Origin of the sequence: Arcobacter iocasae, from assembly GCF_042214795.1 — a bacterium.
Lineage (GTDB): Bacteria > Campylobacterota > Campylobacteria > Campylobacterales > Arcobacteraceae > Arcobacter > Arcobacter iocasae.
Window position 1 is genome coordinate 383,299 of the sequence record NZ_CP090177.1, and the last position, 24,112, is coordinate 407,410.

Genomic DNA, 24,112 nt, shown 5'->3' on the forward strand with positions numbered 1-24,112 from the left:
AATATGATGGATATGATTTTAAATGAAAATGATTTAGTAGTAGGTGCAAGTTTTGAAAATGGAACAATTCAAGACTATGTTGATGAGGCAAATACTTATGGACTAATAAGAATAGAAGATACTACTGTAAATTGGTTTTTACATAATCAAGATGATGCAAGTGATGAGATGCAAGAATTATATGAAAAAGTAACTGCTAGTGAAAATCATTTTATCAAAAATGATTTTGGTGAAGAGGTTGTACTTTTTGATAAAAAAGGAACTGTTTCATTTGAAGATTTTATTGAAAAAATAGATGAATACTTGGATGTTGAATTAGTAAATGCTTTATAGCAATTTACTAATTTAAATTTTCATTCTTTTTAATATCTCAAAAGTTTTACTAACATCATAAGTAGCACTGTGATGTTTACTTTCATCAAACTCAATACCATAATAAAAACACACTTCATCTAAAGTTGGATTTTTAATTTTGGCATTTTTATTTAAAGCTTTTACAATATGCTTATTCTCTTTCATTGTACAAATATGATTTTTAAAATTTACAATTTGTCTTAAATGACGAAGCTCAAAACTAATATTGTGAGCAACCAGTGTTTCTGCTCCACCACAAAACTCTACAAACTCTTCATCTTCTTTGAAATAAGATGCATAAGAAGAATTTTGTCTTATTTTTAATATAGCTTCAGGGGTAAGTTTATGAACCTCATAAGAGTATGGATTTACAGGATAACGAGAGAGATAATATCTGTGAAACTTATCACGAACTATATATTCTCCATTTACTACCTCTAATTTTACAGCTGCTGCTTCTATAACATCATATTCGTTATGGCTATTTGTTTCAAAGTCTAAAATTATCATCTAACAACTAAATCTTTTGTTTCAAAAGAAGAAGGAATAGAGAAATAAAAACCTTGAGAGTATTCTATTCCTAAAGACTCTATTTTATCAAAAATCTCTTTGCTACTAACATATTCAACTATTACTTTTATATTGGCTTCTTTTGCAAAGGCTACAATACTTTTTACCAATAAAAAGGATACATCATCTTCAAGTATTCGTTTAATAATATTTCCATCAATTTTTATATAATCAGTTTTTATTTCAGTAAGATAAATAAAGTTTGAATATCCACTTCCAAAATCATCTATATAAATCTTATATCCCAACTCTTTTAACATAGATAGGTTTTCTTTTGCATCAAGACAAGTCATAATATCTTCATTTTCAACTAACTCTAAACCCAACCTGTTTGATACGCTTCTATCTTCTGCATAAGTTATTAAAATACTTAAAATAGAATCGTTTATTATATCTTGGGGATTTAGATTAACATTGATTTTAATCTTTTCATCTTCTAAAAGTCTTTTATAACAAATATCTAAAACACATTTTGTAATATTTCTTAAAATAAATGTACCACGAATAGCAGGTAAAATCTTATCAGGGGTAATTATTGTCCCATCTTTATCTACTATTCTTAAAAGTGCTTCATAGTGTGATATCTCTTTTGTATTTGTATCAACAATCCCTTGATAAAAACAAATTACCCTATTCTCATCCATTGCCTCATTTATTTCACTTATAGATAGACAATTAGCGATTTGATCTTCATTTTCATCATAAATTTCAATCGTATTTCTACCTTTGTTTTTTGCACTATATAAAGCGATATCTGCTAACTTGAAGGCCTCTGAAAAAGTTTTTGATTTAAAAGGTACAAGATTGACCCCAATAGAAACAGTAATATTAATATAGTTTTCATTATTGATATAAAACTTATTCTTTTGAATATTTTTGTAAATTCGTTCTATTACATTTAAAGCATTTGCATGCTCATTTCTTGTAGCTTTTGCTAAAATAACAAACTCTTCCCCTCCATACCGAATAACTATATCATCCTTATTTCTTGTAGATTTTAAAATAATTCTTGCAACATCTTTTAGTATTCTATCACCAACATCATGCCCATAAGTATCATTAACTCTTTTAAAGAAATCTATATCAAGGGTAGCTAAAATATAATCATTTAAATTTATAAAATCTTCAGATTCTTGTAAATAGTTTCTATTGTAAACATTTGTTAGTTTATCAATATAAACTACTTTTTTCATAACACTATATTTAAATGTTTGAATAATTAAGATAATTAAAAAAATAAAAGTAATAAGAATAATTCCTATAATTACATTTTTAATTACAGTAATCATCTCATTAATATCTTCTATTTTATTGATTGAGAAATCCATTGCCAAAACAAGTTTTACTTCCCCTTTTTGCATAATAGGAACAAGATAAGTAATCGATAGTTCATGTAAAAGCCTATGCATTATTAGTTGGGGTTCTTTGGTCTTATATAAATTAAACCACTTTTCACTTTCCACATCAAATTTTTGATTTAAAACAGCTTTTTCTTCAGGCTTTGAAGCATCAACTAAAAACCTAAATATACCTTTTTCATCTCTATATAAGACATATGCATATTTTATATTCTTTGTTAAAAGTATCTTTAAGTGATTTTCTATTGTCTTTTGTAGAGCTGGGTCTTTTTCTATATCTTTAACATAATCTTCACTATTAATTAAAAGTTTTCCTATAGAAGTAGCATCATTTTTAGCAATAGATATAACATCAAAAATTGAGATATCAATCATCTTTTTTTCAACTCTTTTTTCTAATAGGGTAATTCCATATAAAAGTAAAAGTAAAAGAGAAGAGATAAATGCAGTTAAAAATATAATTCGTAAAGGATTTCTTATAAATAATTTATCTTTCATCAAAATCTTCCACAAATTGGTCATAGTTTTTTGGTAATTTAATATGTCTTTTCTTTAATCTTGTTTTTATAAATACAATATTTGGTCTACTTTTATTCCAGAAAAATGCTCCAAAGAACTTTTTATCAGAAAGTAACTTTCTATAATTATTAGTAAAAAATAATTTATTTTCTGCTGAACAGTTAGTAATATTTCCCATATTATTTTTAACAAAAACAAAATTAGATTCTTCACAAGTATTAGTTAAAATAAAATATTTAGAATAAACCTTTTTTTCCACACTAGTAATATTTGGAATAAAAAGCTTAATATTTTCTCTTAAAGAACTATTTGCTATTTTTGCAATAATTTTTGCCTCTAAATCAATCTCTTTGTCATATTTATTCACTAAAAAAGTATATTGTGAAGAAGAGAATGAAAATGATATAAGGATAAGTATTAGTACTAGTGTTTTCATTAGAATACCCACTTCAATGTCATAGTAACACTTCTACCATAATCTTTAAGTGCAAAGTCTTTTTTTGTACTTGCATCATAGAAAAGAGATTGTGTTGATTTATTGAAAATATTCTCACCTTTTAAACTTAGACTTAAATTTTTAGTTACATTGTAAGTACTACCAATACTTACATCATATGCACTACCAACATGAACATCTTTATAGTTATATGCACTTTTATAGTTTAATAAAGTAAAATACTCAAACTTCTCATACTCTCCCATGTACTTAATATATCCACCACTTTGTGAATTATTAGCAATCTCACTCAAACTTGTTAAATAATAATTAAGTTTTAATTTATCTTGATTTTCGAAATTATACTCATAATCAAATATCCAACCATCAGTTGTAATCTTATGATCAACATTAACAAAACCAACAGATGATAAATATATAAAATCCCTTATAGTAACATGGTCATAGGTTATTCCAAACTTTGAGTTATCTGTAGTAAAGACACCCTCAAGGGTATAAAATCTATACTTTTGATCTTTTAACTCTTTTTTTACAGGCAAAGCAAAATCAACACTATAAAAATCTTGGGGTACAGTTGTTATTGTATAAAAACTTTTTAGACCAAAATTTTTATAAGGTGTATAAATAGTTCCTATTCTATAATTACTATTTGTAGAATCTTTTAAAAAACCCTTTCTTTTATATTTATCATATTTTGCATTTCCTATAATTATTAAATCATCTTTAATTTTATAGTCATCTTGAAATAACAGTGAATAAACACTCTCTTCATTAAAATCATTAAAAGCTCCCACATCAATAGAAGTATTTGAATTAATAAGAGTTCTATTATTTATCTTATACTTTTTATTTTCCATGCTTAATGCAGCTAAAAAATTATTATCTTTATATTCGAATGTTTTTGATAAATATGCATTTGTCTTTGTTAAATCCATATCTTCATCATATTTTGTAATATTTTGTGTTGAAGAAAAAAGATAAGGAATAAGCGTAATTTTTTCGTCATTTTCTTCATTATATTTTCTATTATTTTTCCCAAATGCAAAATTTAGTTTTATTGATTTATCATCTAAAAAATACTTACTTACATCAAAAAAATAGTCTTTTGAATATATCTCTCCACTATTTGGAGTTACATCTTTTGAATATCCCATATAATTATCTTTTGTTAAATCACTATATCCAACATTGATACTTGTAGTTTCATTCTTTATATCTAAATAAAGATATCTTCTATGAGAATCATTTGAAAGTTTTCTACCCTCATAATCAGCTTTATCTCTTATTTTTGTATTATTTAAATATATTAAATATGACCAATCAGTACCTACTTGAGATGAATAGGTAAATCCATTTGAATTAGTATGATTATTGGAAATTCTTGAAGTTACTTCAGCAGCATTTTCTTTTTCAGGGTCTTTTGTATAAAGTCTAATAAAATATATACCACTATCATTTCCAAGTGAAAAAGAGCTTTGTCCATAATATATTTCAACATGGTCAATAAAATCTAATGGTAAATCACCCCAAGTTATAAATGGTGATTTTGTTTGAGCTGAACTTATTTCATGGTCATTAATAAAAAATCTAAAAAATCCACTAACATTTGTTTTACTACCAGCTAAGGATGGATTAGCCACTCCATATCTATTTCTATTTAGTGTAAAAAGAGGAAGTTCTTTTAAAATATCGCTTAACTTATGATATTGCATAAGTTTCATTTCTTTTTGTGAATAAATACGAATATGTCCCATTTTTTCATCTACGGTTTGCAGTGAATTTTCAGCGGTTTTTTCATATTGGTCAAGTAAAGACTCTAAGGTACTTGAAAATAGTGTTGAAAGAAATAAAAAAAGTAATAATAATATTTTCATCTAATCCCTAGTTTTGTACTCATATGCTCATTTAAAGCCAAATTTTAGCTAAAATAAATTTAATTGTTTATTTAAAACAAAGAATGTTGCATAATATGAAACTAGAAATAATTAGTTTCATTTTAAATTCTATATTAAAACTTTATGCTATATGATTTATCAATAACAAAAAGGAGAAATATTATGTCAAAAAAAATATTGATTATTGCTGGGGATTTTGTTGAAGATTATGAGTTAATGGTACCATTCCAAGCTCTTTTGATGGTAGGACACACTGTTGATGTTATTTGTCCAGATAAAAAAGCAGGTGATCAAATAAAAACTGCAATTCATGATTTTGAAGGTGATCAAACTTATACTGAAAAACCAGGTCATAAATTTACATTAAATGCCTCTTTTGATGAGATAGATGAAAATAGTTATGATGCACTTCTAATCCCAGGAGGAAGAGCTCCTGAATACATCAGATTGTATCCTAGGGTTTTAGAAATAGTTCAAAACTTCAATTCAAAAAATAAACCAATTGCTTCTGTTTGTCATGGTATTCAAGTATTAGTTGCTGCTGGGATAGTCAAAGATAGAACTTGCTCTTGTTATCCAGCTTGTGCACCAGACCTTACTACAAATGGAGGAACATGGGCTGATATTGGCTTTGAAGATGCTATTGTTGAAGGAAACTTAGTAACAGCTGCTGCATGGCCAGCTCATCCTAAATGGCTTGCAAAATTCAATGAACTTCTAGCTTAAATTTTAAAATAACAGAACTACTAAAAAAGTTCTGTTATTTGATATAATAAACAAAAAGAGTTTTATTATGTCAACTAACAAATCTTTTACAAAAGGTTTACAAGTTTATAAAGAAATCATAAACTATGATAAACCTATTTTAGCAAAACAGCTATGCAAAAAACTAAATATCGAAAAAAGTACTATGTCAAGGCTTCTTAAAACTCTTCAAGAAGAAGGTTTTATCACACACTTAGAAAAATCAAATGAAATCATCGCTACAGATATAACAAAACCAACAAACTCAAAAACAAGAATAGAACTTATAGTAAAGAAAACAAACTCCCTTTTAGAAGAGATATATTCAAATACAAATGAATGTGCATATTTGGGTATTTTTGATAATTACAAGGTTTTATATTTAAATCAATTTGATAACTCAGATAGGATAATTAAAACAAGAAATAAAATAGGACTACAAGCTCCTTTGCATACAAATGCTTTAGGTAAATCAATTTTAGCTTTTGGAAACTTTGATTTGGAAAAAGTAAAATTAAACTCATATACTCACAATACTATTACAAGTTTAAAGAGTCTAGAAGATACTTTAAAAGAAGTTAGAGAAAATGGTTATTCTATTGATGATAAAGAGTATCAAGATGGTATGAGATGTGTGGGTGTTCCTTTATTTAATCATGAGAATATTTTGATTGCTTCTGTTGGTATTTCTGGTACCAAGGATAGATTGACTTTGGATAAGTCCCATGAATATGGGAAGATGATTTTGGATATTGTTAGTAGGTATTCTATTGTTTTATGAAACTAATAAACTCTCTTGAAGACTTAGCAGTCTTCATGAGAATTTTATTTCACCTATTAATAGTTTATCCAACTTTTGATATACTAGAAAAAATATTATAGAAAGAAAACAATGATAAAGACACCCTATTTGACAGTTGATGGCATCATAAAACTGTATGATGAAAAAGAAAATTTTAGAGGAATAGTTTTAATTGAAAGACTAAACAGACCACTAGGGATGGCTATTCCTGGTGGGTTTGTTGATATTGGCGAAACAGTTGAAAATGCAGTAGTTCGTGAGATGAAAGAAGAAACCTCACTTGATGTTATAATTGAATCACTCCTTGGAGTTTACTCAGACCCAAAAAGAGATGAAAGATTTCATACGGTATCACTAGCTTTTATTTGTAAAGCATATGGAGAACCTATAGCTCAAGATGATGCAAAAGAAGTATTTATATATGAAAAAGACAAAATACCACTTGATAAATTGGTCTTTGACCATAAAAAAATCATTAGTGATTTTTTAAAGAAATAATAGATGAATGTCAAAATAAAAATTGGATAATTAAATTATAATTAACAATTTGATAACTAAGTAGATTATATAATAATACATAATAAAATTATTTTTTAATATTAGTTTTATTTTTTTTAGACTACTATAGATGAATTAATACCATAATTACTAAGTGAGTTTAAAATGGGCATGAATGAATACACAACAAATAGAGAAAAATATTATCTTATTAATAAAGAAATAATAAATGAAGGTGTTGAATTTTTCTTTGATATATATGGAAAAAATACAAAAGAAGAAAATGTTTCTCTAGTTTCTACAAAAAGTAGAAAACTAATTGCTCATGATATTGAAAACCTTTCTGACTACAAATATTTGTATGTTCATGAAAATGAAAAAAAATTTTATGAAAGTTATTATAAAAGTTTTATGAGTAAAAAACTAATCCCAAAAAATATGAAAAACTTCTATGCAGAAGTTGGAACTACTGTAAATAAAATATTTGAGAATCCACAGACAATAAAAAATGTTAAAGAAGTAGAAACTATAGTAAATGATATGGTAAGTACAATTTTACAAGATAGTTTCTCAGTAAGTTCATTTATAACAATACTTGCAAGTGATTATTATACACATACTCATTCTCTAAATGTGAGTGTTTATTCCTTATGTCTTGGTAAACATATGGGATTGAATAAAAGAGATTTAGAAAACTTAGGAACATCTGCCCTACTTCATGATTTAGGGAAAACTCAAATTAGTGATAAAATCATAAATAAAGAAGGTGCACTAACTGAACATGAGTTTAATGAAGTTAAAAAGCATCCAATGTATGGATGGGCATTGGCAAGACAATTAGGTGTTACAAATAAAGACATACTTTCAGGTATTAGAAATCATCATGAAAGAGTTGATGGTACAGGATATCCAGATAAACAAAAAGCTGAACATATGAGTGTTTTTGCAAAAATAATTGCTGTGTGTGATGTATTTGATGCCCTGACTACTAATAAAAGTTATAAAAATTCAATGGGGACCTTTAATACACTTGTTATGATGAAAAAAGACATGTCAAGTCATTTGGATAGTAATGTTGTAAATCACTTCATTGGAATATTTAAAGAAGAAATGAGCAAAATACAACAAAACAAATAATAGTTAAATTATAACAAGCCTTTTAAGGCACTTGTTAAAAGAGTAGAAGAATCAACACCACCTACTTTTTTTGCATACTCTATAATTAATGGCACAAACTGGCTAATCATACTAGAATCCATCCCCAAAGTTTTAAATGCAGTTTGTACAGACTCAGCTGAACTAATTTTTTTCAATAAACCATCTGTCAATGAAGAAGTATTTAGATTACCTAAAGCTGGAACATCTTTTAACAAACCCGTATAATCCGTATCAGAAATTTGGTTTTTTGCATACTGTAAAATTGTTGCTGTTCCACTTGTAGCTTGAGTTGGAGTTATATTCATATTTTTTGTAATAGAACTTATTAGGTCATTTTCACTTGTTGTTTTTGAAAGTTCACTAGAAACCATATTTGTAACTTGATCAAACATTCCCGCATGAGAAAGTGTCATTACAAAAAACACTGTTGATAATAAGACTTTTTTCACTATTTTTCCTTATTTTTTGAGAAATTATACCATAAGGAAATTATTTATTTATCTTTTTTAAGAGAATAGTTTTGTACTTTTAGGGGAATTAGTTTTATTACAAGGAGCACATATAATATGAAACTCTGATTCATCTTCTTCGCAAATAACACAAGGATAAGTTAAAGAGGGAGAATCTTTAAATAAGATTTTTTTTTCTGCAAATTTATTTGCCATATATGCAACATTTAAGATAGGGTCATTTTGTAGTTTTTTTAAAGTTTTTTGAGAAGTATATGGATTTCTAGATACTGCTCTTCTAACTTTATAATGAGAAGATTTTGAAAGTTTTTTCAACTCTTTTGAATCAGTGGTTTTTTTAGCTAATACAATATCTTCAATAAATTTTTTCATTATATCACTCCATCTTTTTTAACTAATAAAATTTTAGACTAAGATGGTATCAATATAGTGACAAAAATAAACATTCGGCTCCTGCAGATGTAGAAAAAAATCTCTTCAGTTGTTTCTTTATCTTAGAAGTTTAAACAATCTGGTCTAATTTAGAGTAAGTAGAAGTTAAAACAAAAGACAATCAAAAATGAAAATGTCCTTATCTCACTTTTATTCCAACATCTGCAAAAGCTGAATGTTTATTTTTCATTTCGGAAAAAGCTGAGGACTGTTTGAGTAAAAAAGAGTGATAAACTCACTCTTTTTTATGAGTTCCTCAAGCTAGAAATTAAAAATAATAAGTGAGGGAACCCGAATGGGATTTGAAGTTGCCACCTTAAAAACCAATAAAAATATTAGAATTTTCATAAATATCTTTTATATCTTTCTTCATCATATTTTTCGTTATTTTTATAAATACTATGTGCGATTACTACTATTTTTCTCATAACTGCTATTTGTGCTACAGTGGTATGTTTACCATTCTCTTTTAATCTATTATAAAACCTTTTTAATTCTTCATTATATTGTGTTGCATTTAGACTTGCCATAAATAATACACTTCTACATAGTTTTGAACCAGCTTTTGATATTCTTGTTTTACCTTTTATTGATGTTCCAGATGTTTTTTCTATTGGATCTAATCCTGCTAGGGATATTATCTCTTTTTGGTTTGCATTAGAATATTGTATAAAATGATGCAATAATACTATTGCTGATACTTCTCCTACACTTTTTATACTTTGTATATTAATAAATGCTTCTTGAAGTTTTTCATCTTTTGCTATTACTTTTTTTATTTCAAGCAGTATCTCTTTTTCTTTTTGTTCTAAAAGCTTTATCTCTTTTTTTATTCTTTGTATTAATTTACTTATACCATCTTTTGCAATTAAAGATTCCAAATGATTTTTATTTTGTGATTTTTGTTTAATTAAAAATTGATAGTAAGTTATTAACTCTTTTATCTCTTCTATTTCTTGTCTTATTACTGGTACTTTAATTTGTTCTTTTGAGGCAGTTACTATCATTTGAGATAACATTCGGGCATCATTTACATCATTCTTATTTCTTTGTCCTATTGCTTTACTAAAATTTGAACTTTGTTTAGGATTTACAATAAAGCATTTAATATTTTTATTTGCTGCAAACTTTTTTATAACAGAAGAATAATTCCCTGTTGGTTCATAAACAAATACTAATTTATCGATATCTTTTTTATATTGTTTCTTTAACTTAGAATACAAACTTTTTAATGATTTTATATTATTCTCAATAACCAAATCTAAATCATTATATGGAACATACACATTGATTGTTGACTTACTAATATCTAATCCGATAGAATACATATCTGGAACCTTTATTTTAGAATAAAGAGTTCGTTAGGGTAGGATTTCTCCTACCTGATTTGTCATACATATTTCGGACTCGTAAATTCGAACTAGATTATTACTGTTCTTGTTGCCACTCAAACTTTTAATATGACTATCTGACTTCAAATCAAGATGATTATTTTTTAATCTCTTTCGCCGTAGTTCGATATATCATTTAACAAACTCCATGAAAATATATTATCTATATCTCCATTAATTTTATTATACGAGCTGTTGGTGGCTTTTTATTTTACTTTTTGCCACCAAAAAGTGAAGAAGCGAAGACCTTTAGGTGTTTATGAAAAACTATACAATCCTATTTTTTTCAACAATTTATTATACTTTATTTCCATAGCTCTTTATCTAAATGTTTTTTTAGTTCACTATTTAATTCATTTAGATTTTCAAAACCTGAATAATCATCTATTCTACCTTGATTTGATTTTACAATAAATTTTTTAATTTCATTATTTTTGTATTTTAAATTTACTGATTTAATCATTTCAAATGGAAGTATTGAAATTCCAACTAGAGCATAAAGATATACTCCTTCATCTTTAACTTCAATAGTTAATTGTCTCATTTCCTTAATATCTTTATATGCTCCAAATATAGAGGAGCCGGCAACAATTAATATTATACATGAAAATATAATTACCTGTAACCAATCTATTTTTTCTTTTTGCTGTATAGCAGAGAATACTATTAGAAAAAGTAAGATAGTTGTAAATGCAATTGGGTAAATTGGTTTAAATTTTCTTTTTAATATTGCATCATTTGTTATTTTAAAATTCATTTAGTCCCTATTTATAATTATTGATTTAATTCTCTTAAAGAAATCTACCTCTTCAAAAGATAGATAAAAGGAGACTTAGCTCCTTTTATCTAAATAATATGGTCTTCTTTCCTAGGCTGTGGTAATATAATATTTAAAATTATACCAGTAATCGCCCCAAGTCCAATTCCTGAAAATGAAACTCCACCAAAATTAAAGGTCATTCCTCCAATTGCAAAAACTAAAATCATAGAAACAATAACTAAGTTTCTAGGACAGTTAAAATCAATATTAGCTCTTACTAAAGTAGAGATACCAACGCTTGCAATAATTCCAAAAAGTAATAGCATAACTCCACCCATAACTGGAACTGGAATAGTAGCTAGTATTCCACCTAATTTTCCAACAAAGGCTAAAACAATAGCAGCAATTGCAGCCCAAGTCATAATTGCGGGATTAAATGCTTTTGTTACTGTAACTGCTCCTGTAACTTCTGAGTATGTAGTATTTGGTGGACCACCAAACATTGATGCAACAGAAGTTGCTAAACCATCACCTAAAAGTGTATTTTTTAATCCTGGCTTTTTAAGATAATCTACTTTTGTAACATTTGAAATAGCCAACATATCACCAATATGCTCAATAGCAGGAGCAATAGCAATTGGTAAAATAAAGATAATAGCTTGCCAGTTAAATTCTGGTGCTGTAAAGTTTGGCATAGAAAACCAAGAAGCTTTTGCTACAATTGAAAAATCAACTACCCCAAAAAATATTGAAACAACATAACCCACCAAAATAGCACCTAAGATAGGAATCAGTTTGAAAATACCTTTTCCCAAAAGTGATATAAATACCATAGTAAAAAGAGAAATCATAGAGATAATAATGGCTGTTTCAAAGGGAATTAAAACAATCGCTCCATCTCCTGTTTTACCCATAGCCATATTAACAGCAACTGGTGATAAAATAAGTCCAATAGAGATAATAACAGGTCCTACAACAACAGCCGGTAAAAGTTTATGAATAAAATTATCACCTTTTAGTCTAATAATAAAACTAAGCACAACATAAAATAGTCCAGAAGCAACAAGTCCTGACATAGTTGCAGCTATTCCCCAAGTTTTTACCCCATAAGAAATAGGAGCAATAAAAGCAAAAGATGAAGCTAAAAAGATAGGTGGAACTGTTTTTCTATTTACAAGTTGAAATACTAAAGTACCAAGACCAGCAGTAAAAAGTGCAACATTTGGATCTAGTCCTGTCAAAATTGGCACAAGTACAAGTGCACCAAAAGCAACAAACAAAAACTGAATACCAAGAATAGAATCCTTGATTCTAAAATTATAATCTGTGGGTTTCATTTATCCTCTTTATTTAAATAATTTTGTTATGGTAACCAAATAATGGTTAATATTATGTAAACCACTGTTTAGTATATAAGCAATTTTGCGATATAATCTGGCCCAAATAATAAAATAAAATAGGACAAAATATGTATAAAGAAAGTACTAATATACTAGTAAAACATCTAATAAATAGATTAAGAGATGTAAGAACAGCATCAAATGAATTTAGACTTACAATCGAAGAGATTTCAAGAATAATTGCTGCTGAAGCCTTATCTGATTTTAATACAATTACACAAAATATAAATACATGGCAAGGCCCTTTAGATGTTCAGATGATAGAAGTACAAAAATTAGTATTAGTACCAATTTTAAGAGCTGGTGAACCTATGCTTACAGGTATTTTAAGAACTTTACCATATGCAAGAAGTGGATTTTTAGCTATGAAAAGAGATGAAGAGACTGCTTTATCAAAACTTTTTTATGAGAATATCCCAGATATTGAAGATAAAACTGTTCTTTTATTAGATCCAATGGTAGCAACTGGTGGCTCACTTATAGATGGAATTTCTTATTTAAAAAGTAAAGGTGCCAAAAGAATCATCTCTTTAAATATTTTAGGAGCCCCAGAAGGTATAAAAGCTGTTCAAGAAGCTCATCCTGATGTGGATATCTTCATAGCTCAAATAGATGAAAGACTTGATGATAATAAATACATAAGACCAGGTCTTGGTGATGCAGGAGATAGAGCATTTTATACTCATGAATAAAGTTTATAATATATGATAAATAATTTTAAATAAAGGCTAATAATGGCTTCAGGTATATTCGCTCTTTTAGATGATATTGCTGTTTTGGCTGATGATGTAGCAGTTACAACTAAAATTGCCACTCAAAAAACTGCTGCAATTTTAGGTGATGACTTGGCAGTAAATGCCCAAAAAGCAATGGGCTTTAGTCAAGAGCGAGAGCTAAAAGTAATTTGGGCGATTATAAAAGGTTCACTAAGAAATAAAGCCATAATCCTACCTCTAGCATTTATATTAAGTGCTTTTGCAGCCTTTCTTATCCCTTATATTCTAATTTTTGGTGGATTATACCTTCTTTATGAAGGTGCTGAAAAAATAGAAGAGTATTTTCACAATAAACTACATAGTCACCACGAAAAAGAGATTATAAATTCAACAAGCGATAATATCTTAAAAATAGAACAAGACAAAATAAAATCAGCAATATTAACAGATTTTATTCTTTCTATTGAGATTGTCATTATCTCTTTAGGTACTGTATTAAATGAAACCTTACCCTTACAGATTTTTGTTACAACCATTGTCGCAATATCTGCTACTTTTGGAGTATATGGGGTAGTAGCACTTATTATTAGAATGGATAATATTGGATTTTGGTTGATTAAAAAAAACAGATTAAAATTTGGAAATTTTTTGATTGAACTTATGCCAAAGATAATTAAGTTTTTAGCAGTTGTTGGAACTTTTGCCATGATTTTAGTGGGAGGAGGAATTCTTTCACATAATATTCATCCAATAGAAGAGCTTTTTTTTGAAAATATTCCTCTTATTTTAAATCAGCTAATAGTAGGTTTTATTGTAGGTTTTTTACTTTTAGTTATTATCAACATATTAAAAAAAGTTTTTAAAAGAGCTAAAAATTAAATACATTTAGCTCTTTTCTATATCTAGTGACCGCCAGTTGTTTTTGGTATTTTCACTGGTTTGGGAGCTCCCCAAATCATAAGAGCTGCTAAAACAAATACCACTGAAAGAGTAATCATAACTTGATTGGTTGCCAACATTACACTTTGTTTATTTATCATCATATTTATTGTCTGATTAATCAAATCCGTACTCATTCCTGTATTCTCCATTGCCATTCTTATACTATTATCACTATCTGTAATGGCTACCAAATTAGCATGATTTTCAATTGTTTTATTACTCCAGGCAGTTGCTACAAATGATGTGGCAAAAGCTCCTGAAAGTGTACGAACAAAGTTCAATAATCCAGCTGCAGAATCCACCTCATTTTTTTCAACACTTGAAAGGGATAAACCCATTGCAGGAATAAAAAAGAAAGGTAGTCCAAATCCCATAAACAATAGGGGCAACATAACATCAATAAATGCCATATCAGTATTTGCAATTCCTCTCCAGAAAGTCATAAGACCAAGCCATAAAACACCTACAAAAACCAATTTTCTAGCATCTGTAGTAGTTGCAGCTTTTGCCACAAATGGAGCGACTGTTAGCCCAGCAATTCCTGTCCAACAAGCTGCAAGACCAGCTTGCGTTCCTGTATATCCCATCAAAGTTTGAAGCCAAAGAGGAGTTAAAACATTGGCACCAAAATATGCACCAAATGCCAAACTTACAGTTAGTACACTAATGGTAAAGCCCCTATGTCTAAAAACTTTTAAATCAACAACAGGATGTTCATCATAAAATTCCCAAATTATAAAACTAACAAAACTTATAAAAGAGATAATTGCTAATATTACTATTTTAGTTGAACTAAACCAATCAAGATCTTTACCTTCATCTAATACTAATTGTAAACATACAACCCAAATAATTAATAAAAACAATCCAGTCACATCAATAGGTTTTTTAACTAAAGGTTCAACATAATCTTTTAATAATTGCCAAGCAAAAAAACCACAAATAATAACAATAGGTGAATTTAAGAAAAATACCCAAGGCCAGCTATATTCATCACAAACATAACCTCCTACAATAGGACCTAAAACAGGAGCCACAAGTGTTGTCATAGACCACATTCCAATAGCAACTCCCGCTTTTTCTTTTGGAAAAAGTCGTAAAAGTAGTGTTTGAGAAAGTGGCATCAAAGGTCCACCGGAAAATCCTTGAAATATTCGTGCAATAACAAGTAGACCTAAAGAATCAGAAAGACCACAAACTATAGAAAAAAGACCAAACATAATCATAGCAACCACAAATACTTTTACAGCACCAAACCTAAGAGCAAACCAACCTGTAAGTGGCACTGTTATTGCTTCACCAATTGCATAAGCTGTGATTACCCAAGTACCTTGAGAAGCTGTTGCTCCTAGATTTCCAGCAATATGAGGAACTGATACATTTGCAATAGTCATATTTAAAACTGCAATAAAATTTGCAGTTGTAAGCATAAGTGCAGCAACCCAAAACATTGTAGGGGATAATTTAAATTCTCCTATAACTTCTTCAGAAGAAGCTTTTTCATTTTGCATAATAGACTCTCATTTTATTTTTGATTAAAAGTATTTATTTCTACATCCATTGAAAGACCTACTTTTAAAGGATGAGCTTCTAACTCTTCAGGAAGTAGTTTTATACGAACTGGTACTCTTTGAACAACTTTAATCCAATTTCCCGTAGCATTTTGTGCAGGGATTAAAGAAAAAGCAGCCCCTGTTCCACCAGAAAAACCTTCTACTTCACCATGATAGGTAACATCATCTCCATAAATATCTGCATGAACAATAACATCTTGTCCAACTTTAACTCTTCCTAATTTACCCTCTTTAAAATTTGCATTTACATATATATTATGTGTAGGAACAATTGATAATAAAGGAGTTCCTGCTTGAACTCTTTGTCCAAGTTCTACTTGTCTTTTTGCAATTATTCCAGATATTGGTGCTTTTATAATTGTTCGATTAAGGTTTACAATCGCTTGGTCTAATCTAGCTTTTGCTAAAAGAACTTCTGGGTTGTTTTCTACACTTACATTATCAATTCTTGTTGCATTTTGATTTCTTGAACCAATTGCTGAAACAATATTTGATTTTGATTGTTTAACTTCTGCTAGGGTTGAATCTAAGTTTGATTTTGCATTTTCATAAGCATTTTTTGCTTTTGTTAATTCATCTGCTGAAATTGCACCAGATGAGATTAAATCTTCTCTTCTTTTTAAATCTATTTGTGCTTTTTCAAAGTCAGCTTTTGCAGAACTTAGTTTTGCATTCATTTTCATTTCATCTGCTTTTCTTGCTTCTATTAAAGCATTTAGTCCATTATTATTTGCCATATACCCTTTTACACGACGAATTGCTAAACTTAAATTCGCTTTTGCTTCTTCTACAGCTAAAGAAGTGTCAGTTTGATCTATTTTTACTAAAATATCACCTTTTTTTACAACTTGTGTATTTGTAACAAGTACATCACTAATTGTACCTCCCACAGAGGGAGTAACTTGTGCAATTTCTACATCTGTATATGCATTATCAGTTGAAATATAGTGTGAAGCATAAAAATACCAATACAGACCAAAAACTGCCCCTACTAAGATAATCAATACAAAAAAAATCGAAAGTACTTTTTTTCTTTTACTTTGATTCTTCTTTACTTTTTCAGTGATTTTTTTATTTTCTTCCATTATTATTATTTCCTTTTTCATTCATAGGCGATTGTTGAGTATATCCACCTCCAAGTGCATACTTAAGTGCTATATCTAAAGTAAGCGCTCTACTTTTTTGATTTATAAAATTTCTTTTTGCATTTATAAGATTTTCTTGTGAGTATAAGACTTCTAAATAATTACTAAGCCCACCCTCATAACGCTTTGTTTTTATTTCATAAGCTTCTTTTGAAGAATCAAGTGCTTCTTGAGATTTTAAAATCTGTTTTGTCAATGATTTTTGACTAGTTCCTGCATCTGCAACTTCTTTTAAAGCTTGAGTTATAGTTTGATTATAATTTGCAACTGCTTGTTCATATATACTTATATTTGTACGCAAATCACCTTTTAATCTCCCTGCTGTGAAAATAGGCAATGAAATAGCAGGACCAACTGAACCCATATAAGAATCTTTTTCATGGAGTAAATTTAAACCTAAAGACTGTAATCCAATAAATGCTGAAAGATTTATATTAGGATAAAACTCTGCTTTTTTCTCTTGTATTAAATATTCTTTTGATTCTACTTGCATTTTTGCAGCTATGATATCTGGTCTTCTTCCCAATAAATTAACAGCTAAGTCATTAGGTAATCCAAATTTGTTTTGATAAAAATTAATTGTTGGACGAGTTATTTTAAGACCTCTATTGGGACCTGCTCCCATTAGTGCTGCTATCTTATTTCTTTGTAAAGAAATTTGCTCATATAATGATAAAACATTTCCTTGAGCATTTGCCAATAAACTTTTTGCATCATCTACAGCTGATTTGTTTTCAAGTCCATTTTCATATCTTTGGTTTAACAATACTAATAATTTATTTTGAACTTCTAAATACTCTTTTAATTCATCCATATTGGCAAACAATCTTGCCAATTCAGCATAGTTGCTTGCTATTGCACTAGAAAGAGTCAACCTTGTTTGTGCAAGTTCTGCTTTCATAGCTTCTACATTTGAGATACTAGCAGCTATAGTTGCACGATTTTTACCCCAAAAGTCTAACTCCCAAGAAAAATTCAAAGTAGCTTGTCCATAGTCATTCCAACCTTTAGGAGTAGCACTTGGAGGAGTAATATAGTTATAACTATGTTTTTCTTCTGTTGCTTGTGCATTTGCACTTATTTGTGGTAGATTTGATGATTTTGTAACTTGAGTATAAGCATCTGCTTGATTTAGCCTTGCCATTGCAGAAGCCATATTTGGTGAATCTTTAAGTGCTTCACTTATCAGTTCATCAAGTTGTTTATCACCATAGATTTTCCACCATGACTCTTTTGGCCACTGTGTTTTAATTTTACTATCAAAAGAGTCTTTTGATTTATAATTTGATATTGTATTTGGTTTGACTAACTCTTTTTCAGTAGGAATTATTGCACACCCATTTATCAATATACTAAGTGTAGTTATTGCCGATATTGTTTTAAAATATTTTGATAATAAATTAGTATTTATATTCTTCATTTATACCTTTCTTCAAAATTGTACTGTACTGTACTGTTCATTTAAAGGAATATTATCTTTTTACATGTTAAGATAACTTTAAAATAATAAATTGAAAAGAAATTTTAATGAGAAAAAAAACAGAAACAAAAAGACAAACAATAATTCAAGCTGCAACAGAAGTCTTTAGAGAGTTTGGCTTTGAACGAGCTTCTATGTCAAAAATTTGTGCTCGAGCTGGAGGTTCTAAAACAACACTATATAACTATTTTCCTTCAAAAGAAGAGTTGTTTTTTGAAGTAATTTCTATCTCAAATGAAGAGGAATTTCAATTTGTATACGAAACAATCTCTGAATCTGCTAAAATTGAAAATGAATATGAACAATTATGTGAATTTGGTAAAAGACAACTAGCTTTTTTATATTCACCAAAATTAAGAGAATTAAGAAAACTAACAATAAGTCAATCAGGAATAACAGACTTAGGAAGAATTGCTTACAACAATAGAGTATTAAAAAGTCAAAATATCATTTCTACCTTTTTAGAAAAAACTATGCAGTCAAATAAAATTAAGAAAACAAATACAATTATTGCCGCAAAGCACTTATGTGGACTACTAGAATCAGAATTAATGTATCAATTTCTTTTAAATATTGACATAGAATATTCAAAAGAAGAAATGGACCAAATGGCAATAAGAGCTGTTAATGTATTTATGGATGCGTATAGAGCATAGTATTAAATATTTATTTTAGAATTAGCGTATACTAAATACTGTTCAAAACTTTTCAAGAAGTTATAAAAGTGGCAGATAGAATGGGATTTGAACCCATGGTAGATATTATCTACATATGCCTTCCAAGCATACTCTTTCAACCGCTCAGACACCTATCTACAATATGATTTATTAGTTTTTTTGCAAAAAAAAAGTCAAGATTTAAAACTTCAAAAGAAATCTTAAATCTTGACTTTTTTTATGGAGCGGGAGACGAGACTCGAACTCGCGACAATCTGCTTGGAAGGCAGAAGCTCTAGCCAACTGAGCTACTCCCGCTTTTTTACAAGTTGTATTAAAAATGTATTAAAAATAAATTTTTACATTTTTAAAAGAAGTTTGCAAAACTTCTATAAAGTACCATAAAATGGTGCTTAAAAGTGGTGGGTCTACTGTGACTCGAACACAGGACCACTCGGTTATGAGCCGAGTGCTCTAACCAACTGAGCTATAGACCCTCACTAATTCAATAGTGGCGGACAGTGAGAGATTCGAACTCTCGGTACCGTTGCCAGTACGCATCCTTAGCAGGGATGTGGTTTCAGCCACTCACCCAACTGTCCTTCTTTGAATTAGGACTGTGATTTTAGACAAATAAAGTTAAAAAATCGCTTAATTTTTAACGATTTTTTATTAACTTTTGAAATTTTATTACTAAAAAGCTTTTAAATATTCTCTAAAATCTTTTTAACTACATCATTTGGATTTTCATCTTTATAAATTGGTCTTCCAACTACAATAAAATCCACAAAATTTTCTTTTGCAAATGGAATATCTGCAACTCTTTTTTGATCCCCTGCATCTTCACCAAAAGGTCTAATACCAGGACAAAGAGTGATAAAGTTCTCAGAAGTATTCTTTTTGATATCAGCACTTTCAAAAGCAGAACAAACTACTCCATCAATGCCAGCATTAAAAGTATCTTTTGCAAACTGTGTTGCTTTTGTGGTTATGTATTCATTATAAATAGATCTAAAACTTTCATTATCAAAAGAAGTTAAAGCAGTAACTGCTAAAACTAAAGGTCTATTTGGAATATCTTTTATTCTATCCATTACTGTTTTCATAGCATCTATTCCAGCACTTGCATGTACATTAAACATATCTACAAGTCCTAAGGCAGTTATTTCTTCTGCTGCATCTGCCATTGTATTTGGTATATCATAAAGTTTTAAATCTAAAAAAATCTTAAAATTAGGATTTATCTCTTTTATCTCTTCTAAAAAATATTTTCCATCTCTTATATATGTTCTAAATCCTACTTTTAACCAAACATCATAGTCTTTTACTTTTTTAACTAATTCAAGATTTTCATCTGCACTTGGTAAATCCAATGAAATACATAGTTTCATTAAGCTTCCTTAGTAACTTTATCCAATACACCATTTATGAATTTTGGTGCACCATCACTTGCTAATCTTTTTGATAACTCAATTGCTTCATTTATAATAATAGCTCTATCAAGTGTTTCAAATAGTATTTCATAAATAGCAAGTCTTAAAATTGATTTTTCTACAGAACCTATATCTTTTATAGTTCCTTGATTAAGATGTGAAGCGATGTGTTCATTTATAAGAGCGTAATTATTTACTACACCATTAAATAAATTTAAGGCAAACTCTTTTTGTTTGTTTCTGATTTTTTTATCTTCTAAAATTTCATCTACAAACTTTACAATTCCCTCATTACCTAAGTCATATGCATAAAGAAGTCCTATTACAGACTCTCTAGCTTGTGTTCTAGTTGCCAATCTATTTTCCCATCTCTTTATATAAATCTAACATTTCAATGATAGTAACCATAGCTTCAGCACCTTTATTTCCAGCTTTACTTCCAGCTCTCTCAATTGCTTGCTCTATAGTATCAGTTGTTAAAACACCATTTGCAACAGGTTTTCCTGATTTGATACCAACAGTTGCGATACCTTTTGTAGCTTCAGCTGAAATATAATCAAAATGAGGAGTTGCTCCTCTTATTACTGCACCAACACAACATACTGCATCATATTTATCTGAAGCCAATGCTTTTTCTAAAGCAAAAGGAATTTCAAAAGCACCAGGAACTAATACTAAATCTAAATTTGCTTCATTTCCACCATGTCTAATAAAGGCATCTTTTGCACCTTCTACTAATCTATCTGTAATAATATGATTAAATCTACCATTTATAATAAGAACTTTTTCGCTTCCGTCAAGTCTTAATTTACCTTCAATAATATTCATTTAAATTTCTCCGAAAATTTTATATAAGGGGCTAATTATATCCTAAAGCCCCTTGGATTGCAAAAATCTCATTTATAGTCTTATATAAGTCTTCGATTTTTAGCATATTTGGTCCATCACTTTTTGCAACACTTGGATCAGTGTGCGTTTCAAAAAAGAAGCCATCAACACCAACCGCTGCTGCTGCTTTTGCCATAGATGGAACAAAAGCAGAATTCCCTCCCGTTGTTCCACCTGTACTTGGTATTTGAACAGAGTGAGTTGCATCAAAAATCACTGGTGCATACTCTTTCATAAGAAGTAAATTTCTCATATCAACTACAAGTGCTCCATATCCAAAAGTATTTCCTCTTTCACAAAGCCATACATTATTATCTAGTGAGTTTTGGTAACTAACCTCATCAACGCCTCTAGTTTTTAGTATCTTATCAATTGGATGTTTCATAGCATCAGCTGCTAAGAACTGACCTTTTTTTACATTTATTATACATGATGTTTTTGCAGCAGCTACAAGTAAATCTGTCTGTCTACATAAAAATGCAGGTATTTGTAAAATATCCATAACTTCAGCAGCAGGTGCTGCTTGATGTGACTCATGAATATCTGTTATAAGCTTATATCCAAACTCTTTTTTAATCTCTTCAAAAAGTCTCAATCCATCATCAAGTCCAGGTCCTCTATATGAATCCAAACTTGTTCTATTTGCTTTATCAAATGAAGCTTTAAAATAAAATTCTACTCTTTTATCTTCGCTTAAAGGCTTCAATTTTTCAGCTATTCTAAATACGGTGTCTCTATCTTCTAAGACACAAGGTCCAGCTAAAACTTTCACTTTAATATCCTTCTTAAAATTGTTCTTTTTTCTTTTCCACTATAGGCATAATAAAATTCATAAATATTTTGTGCAATATTTTGCATATCATCTCTTGCATATTCATCGCAGGCAAAAAGTATTTTATCATTTTTTTCTAAGGGCATATCCCAATCAGGGATTAAATATTTTTCACCACCTCTTATTAAGGCTAAGGGTACTATATTATTATTTAACTCTCGATTATGTAATGATGTTCTAAATATTTTTAATTTTAACTCTTCACCATTATCTAAATGCTTATAAATCTCTGGTGCATCAAAGTTATCTATCTCAATTGATTCTAATAAAGGATTTTCATCTATAGTTTGAGTTAGCTTCTTCACTAGGCTTGAAGCCCAAGTTTCATCTTTAGTTATCATCTCTTGAATAAACAAGTCTGATAGGGGATTTATTAAAGCATTGGTTGTTTTATTTATCAAAATATTTGCAGGCAAAAAGATATGATCAATTCTAGAGTTTTGAAACATTGAGACATATCCTAGTTCATTCTCTCTTGCTATTGTCACTATTTTTGGGTTTAATTTTTTTGCACTACTTAAAATAGATAAATTAGTTGTATCATCATTTGTTGCAGCTATTATTGCTACACTTTCAAGAATTCCAGCTTTTGTGAGTACTCTTTTGTCATCAGCATCACCAATAATTATTCTTGAAACACTATCTTCTTTATAATTTGCTAATTTTTTCTCATCGATTTCAATAAAAACCAACTCTATTTCATTATCACTCAATCGATCTTGTAAATAATTTCCCATACGACCAAAACCACAAATTATATACCTTCCCATAGGGAAATTAGGAGTTTGAGCATTCAAGTTATCTATTTTGTAAATCCATTTTTCAAGTTTTAAAATATTTGGTGCTTTAAATGCAATATCAATCTCTTTTGAAATAATAGAAAAAGGATTTGCAACAATATCAACACCAATATCTTCTAAATTTTCACTTTGATTTGCAGTTGATGCTTTTACAACAAGTTTTATATTTCTATTTAAGATTTTAGCCATAACTGCAACTTTTAAATTTAGCTTGTCATCATTAAATAAACATACTAATCCTCTACAATTACTTTTTTCTATTCCTGCTTCTTCTAAAACTTTTGGTGAACTTACATCTGAAAGTAATACGGGAACATAAGGTGTAAAGTTTTCTAAAAGTAAATCATTTACCCTATTTTCATCTGATTCTATTACTACAGTTTTTATATCATAGCTTAGAGCTTTTTTTATAATTTCTGAAGTTATATTGTTATATCCCAAAACTATAATAAAACTTTGTTTTATCTTTTTTACATTTCTTCTGAATTTATTTCTTCTAAGCTCTTCTAATAAAACTTTATCTTGAAGTAAAGAAACAAGTGTTCCTATACCATAAAACCAACCCAATACAGTAAGATAAATTGAAAAACTAACCCACATTCTTTGTGGATAAGTAAAAGCATATGGTGTTTCACCAAATCCAATAGTATTAGCTGTATAAGTTACAAAATAATATGCATCAAAAATTGACATATGATAAATATTGCCTTTATCATCCACTCCATCAATTAATAAAAGCCCAGTTATTGCAATAGTGTATGTTACAATTATTACAATAAAAGGCATTCTCATTCTAAGAAGAACTATCCATAATGTACTATTTGTCAAAATTTAACCT

General features: G+C 28.8%; 25 protein-coding genes and 4 tRNA genes. 8 read left to right on the forward strand and 21 right to left on the reverse strand.

From position 1 onward, the window contains the following. Window positions 1-3: 3 nt before the first annotated feature. Window positions 4-333, forward strand: coding sequence for a hypothetical protein (locus tag LXN10_RS02005; RefSeq protein WP_375724289.1), 330 nt, complete (start codon window positions 4-6; stop codon window positions 331-333). A gap of 12 nt (window positions 334-345) precedes the next feature. Here LXN10_RS02005 and LXN10_RS02010 read toward each other — a convergent pair whose 3' ends face one another. From LXN10_RS02010 to LXN10_RS02025, 4 genes are read right to left on the reverse strand one after another with little or no spacing between them, the layout of a single operon-like run. Continuing rightward, window positions 346-864 carry a 3'-5' exonuclease gene (locus LXN10_RS02010; RefSeq protein ID WP_375724290.1) on the reverse strand — a complete coding sequence of 173 codons (519 nt, stop codon included), beginning with the start codon at window positions 862-864 and terminating at the stop codon, window positions 346-348. After that, entirely contained in the window at window positions 861-2,780 is a 1,920-nt protein-coding gene (locus LXN10_RS02015; RefSeq protein ID WP_375724291.1) for an EAL domain-containing protein, read from the reverse strand. Before LXN10_RS02015 ends, LXN10_RS02010 begins: the two co-directional genes overlap by 4 nt. Beyond that, complete coding sequence (locus LXN10_RS02020; protein WP_375724292.1) at window positions 2,770-3,237, reverse strand: hypothetical protein; 468 nt, start codon at window positions 3,235-3,237, stop codon at window positions 2,770-2,772. The genes LXN10_RS02015 and LXN10_RS02020 overlap by 11 nt, the downstream gene beginning before the upstream one ends. After that, on the reverse strand, window positions 3,237-5,132 hold the full coding sequence (locus LXN10_RS02025; protein ID WP_375724293.1) for a TonB-dependent receptor plug domain-containing protein: 1,896 nt from the start codon (window positions 5,130-5,132) through the stop codon (window positions 3,237-3,239). Before LXN10_RS02025 ends, LXN10_RS02020 begins: the two co-directional genes overlap by 1 nt. Window positions 5,133-5,315: 183 nt before the next feature. Here LXN10_RS02025 and LXN10_RS02030 point away from each other — a divergent pair, with 183 nt between their 5' ends. From LXN10_RS02030 to LXN10_RS02045, 4 genes are all read left to right on the forward strand, one after another. Further along, window positions 5,316-5,879: a DJ-1/PfpI family protein gene (locus LXN10_RS02030; RefSeq protein WP_375724294.1), complete on the forward strand. Its 564-nt coding sequence runs from the start codon at window positions 5,316-5,318 to the stop codon at window positions 5,877-5,879. Between the two features lie 67 nt (window positions 5,880-5,946). Further along, window positions 5,947-6,678, forward strand: coding sequence for an IclR family transcriptional regulator (locus tag LXN10_RS02035; protein ID WP_375724295.1), 732 nt, complete (start codon window positions 5,947-5,949; stop codon window positions 6,676-6,678). Window positions 6,679-6,789: 111 nt separating this feature from the next. Continuing rightward, a complete protein-coding gene (locus LXN10_RS02040; protein ID WP_375724296.1) occupies window positions 6,790-7,197 on the forward strand; it encodes an NUDIX domain-containing protein in 408 nt (135 codons plus the stop codon). A gap of 171 nt (window positions 7,198-7,368) precedes the next feature. After that, on the forward strand, window positions 7,369-8,334 hold the full coding sequence (locus LXN10_RS02045) for an HD-GYP domain-containing protein (RefSeq protein WP_375724297.1): 966 nt from the start codon (window positions 7,369-7,371) through the stop codon (window positions 8,332-8,334). 8 nt (window positions 8,335-8,342) lie between these two features. On the opposite strand, the gene LXN10_RS02050 is transcribed toward LXN10_RS02045, so the two are convergent. From LXN10_RS02050 to LXN10_RS02070, 5 genes are all read right to left on the reverse strand, one after another. Further along, window positions 8,343-8,804 carry a DUF2780 domain-containing protein gene (locus LXN10_RS02050; protein ID WP_375724298.1) on the reverse strand — a complete coding sequence of 154 codons (462 nt, stop codon included), beginning with the start codon at window positions 8,802-8,804 and terminating at the stop codon, window positions 8,343-8,345. 57 nt (window positions 8,805-8,861) lie between these two features. After that, a complete protein-coding gene (locus LXN10_RS02055; RefSeq protein ID WP_375724299.1) occupies window positions 8,862-9,197 on the reverse strand; it encodes a hypothetical protein in 336 nt (111 codons plus the stop codon). A gap of 404 nt (window positions 9,198-9,601) precedes the next feature. Then, on the reverse strand, window positions 9,602-10,585 hold the full coding sequence (locus LXN10_RS02060; RefSeq protein WP_375723002.1) for an IS110 family transposase: 984 nt from the start codon (window positions 10,583-10,585) through the stop codon (window positions 9,602-9,604). A gap of 367 nt (window positions 10,586-10,952) precedes the next feature. After that, window positions 10,953-11,405: a hypothetical protein gene (locus tag LXN10_RS02065; protein ID WP_375724300.1), complete on the reverse strand. Its 453-nt coding sequence runs from the start codon at window positions 11,403-11,405 to the stop codon at window positions 10,953-10,955. An 89-nt stretch (window positions 11,406-11,494) separates the two neighbouring features. Beyond that, entirely contained in the window at window positions 11,495-12,745 is a 1,251-nt protein-coding gene (locus tag LXN10_RS02070; RefSeq protein WP_375724301.1) for a uracil-xanthine permease family protein, read from the reverse strand. A gap of 131 nt (window positions 12,746-12,876) precedes the next feature. Here LXN10_RS02070 and upp point away from each other — a divergent pair, with 131 nt between their 5' ends. Both upp and LXN10_RS02080 read left to right on the forward strand, forming a co-directional pair. Continuing rightward, window positions 12,877-13,500 carry a uracil phosphoribosyltransferase gene (gene upp / locus LXN10_RS02075; protein ID WP_375724302.1) on the forward strand — a complete coding sequence of 208 codons (624 nt, stop codon included), beginning with the start codon at window positions 12,877-12,879 and terminating at the stop codon, window positions 13,498-13,500. 42 nt (window positions 13,501-13,542) lie between these two features. Further along, window positions 13,543-14,403 carry a DUF808 domain-containing protein gene (locus tag LXN10_RS02080; protein WP_375724303.1) on the forward strand — a complete coding sequence of 287 codons (861 nt, stop codon included), beginning with the start codon at window positions 13,543-13,545 and terminating at the stop codon, window positions 14,401-14,403. Between the two features lie 23 nt (window positions 14,404-14,426). Here the strand turns inward: LXN10_RS02080 and LXN10_RS02085 are convergent, their stop codons facing one another. The 3 genes from LXN10_RS02085 to LXN10_RS02095 are packed head-to-tail and all read right to left on the reverse strand — an operon-like array spanning window position 14,427 to window position 18,605. After that, window positions 14,427-15,977 (reverse strand): DHA2 family efflux MFS transporter permease subunit, encoded by a 1,551-nt coding sequence (locus tag LXN10_RS02085; RefSeq protein ID WP_375724304.1) that lies wholly within the window; start codon window positions 15,975-15,977, stop codon window positions 14,427-14,429. Window positions 15,978-15,991: 14 nt separating this feature from the next. Beyond that, entirely contained in the window at window positions 15,992-17,125 is a 1,134-nt protein-coding gene (locus tag LXN10_RS02090; protein ID WP_375724305.1) for an HlyD family efflux transporter periplasmic adaptor subunit, read from the reverse strand. Beyond that, the gene (locus LXN10_RS02095) at window positions 17,112-18,605 is read right to left on the reverse strand and encodes an efflux transporter outer membrane subunit (protein WP_375724306.1); all 1,494 of its coding nucleotides are present in this window, start codon (window positions 18,603-18,605) and stop codon (window positions 17,112-17,114) included. The genes LXN10_RS02090 and LXN10_RS02095 overlap by 14 nt, the downstream gene beginning before the upstream one ends. 107 nt (window positions 18,606-18,712) lie before the next feature. Between LXN10_RS02095 and LXN10_RS02100 the strand changes: the two genes are divergently transcribed. Then, the gene (locus LXN10_RS02100) at window positions 18,713-19,321 is read left to right on the forward strand and encodes a TetR/AcrR family transcriptional regulator (protein WP_375724307.1); all 609 of its coding nucleotides are present in this window, start codon (window positions 18,713-18,715) and stop codon (window positions 19,319-19,321) included. A gap of 69 nt (window positions 19,322-19,390) precedes the next feature. Here LXN10_RS02100 and LXN10_RS02105 read toward each other — a convergent pair. From LXN10_RS02105 to LXN10_RS02145, 9 genes are all read right to left on the reverse strand, one after another. After that, window positions 19,391-19,479: transfer RNA gene (locus LXN10_RS02105), tRNA-Ser, on the reverse strand. A gap of 83 nt (window positions 19,480-19,562) precedes the next feature. Next, window positions 19,563-19,639 (reverse strand) — tRNA-Gly (locus LXN10_RS02110). Between the two features lie 102 nt (window positions 19,640-19,741). Continuing rightward, a tRNA-Ile gene (locus LXN10_RS02115) sits at window positions 19,742-19,818 on the reverse strand. Between the two features lie 15 nt (window positions 19,819-19,833). Then, window positions 19,834-19,923, reverse strand: a tRNA-Ser gene (locus LXN10_RS02120). 102 nt (window positions 19,924-20,025) lie between these two features. Further along, a complete protein-coding gene (gene pyrF / locus LXN10_RS02125; RefSeq protein WP_375724308.1) occupies window positions 20,026-20,712 on the reverse strand; it encodes an orotidine-5'-phosphate decarboxylase in 687 nt (228 codons plus the stop codon). Further along, window positions 20,712-21,110, reverse strand: coding sequence for a transcription antitermination factor NusB (gene nusB / locus LXN10_RS02130; RefSeq protein ID WP_375724309.1), 399 nt, complete (start codon window positions 21,108-21,110; stop codon window positions 20,712-20,714). Before nusB ends, pyrF begins: the two co-directional genes overlap by 1 nt. A gap of 1 nt (window position 21,111) precedes the next feature. Then, window positions 21,112-21,582: a 6,7-dimethyl-8-ribityllumazine synthase gene (gene ribH / locus LXN10_RS02135; RefSeq protein WP_375724310.1), complete on the reverse strand. Its 471-nt coding sequence runs from the start codon at window positions 21,580-21,582 to the stop codon at window positions 21,112-21,114. Between the two features lie 31 nt (window positions 21,583-21,613). Next, window positions 21,614-22,414: a 3-deoxy-8-phosphooctulonate synthase gene (kdsA, locus tag LXN10_RS02140; protein ID WP_375724311.1), complete on the reverse strand. Its 801-nt coding sequence runs from the start codon at window positions 22,412-22,414 to the stop codon at window positions 21,614-21,616. Next, the gene (locus LXN10_RS02145; protein WP_375724312.1) at window positions 22,411-24,102 is read right to left on the reverse strand and encodes a potassium channel family protein; all 1,692 of its coding nucleotides are present in this window, start codon (window positions 24,100-24,102) and stop codon (window positions 22,411-22,413) included. Before LXN10_RS02145 ends, kdsA begins: the two co-directional genes overlap by 4 nt. Window positions 24,103-24,112 lie beyond the last annotated feature (10 nt).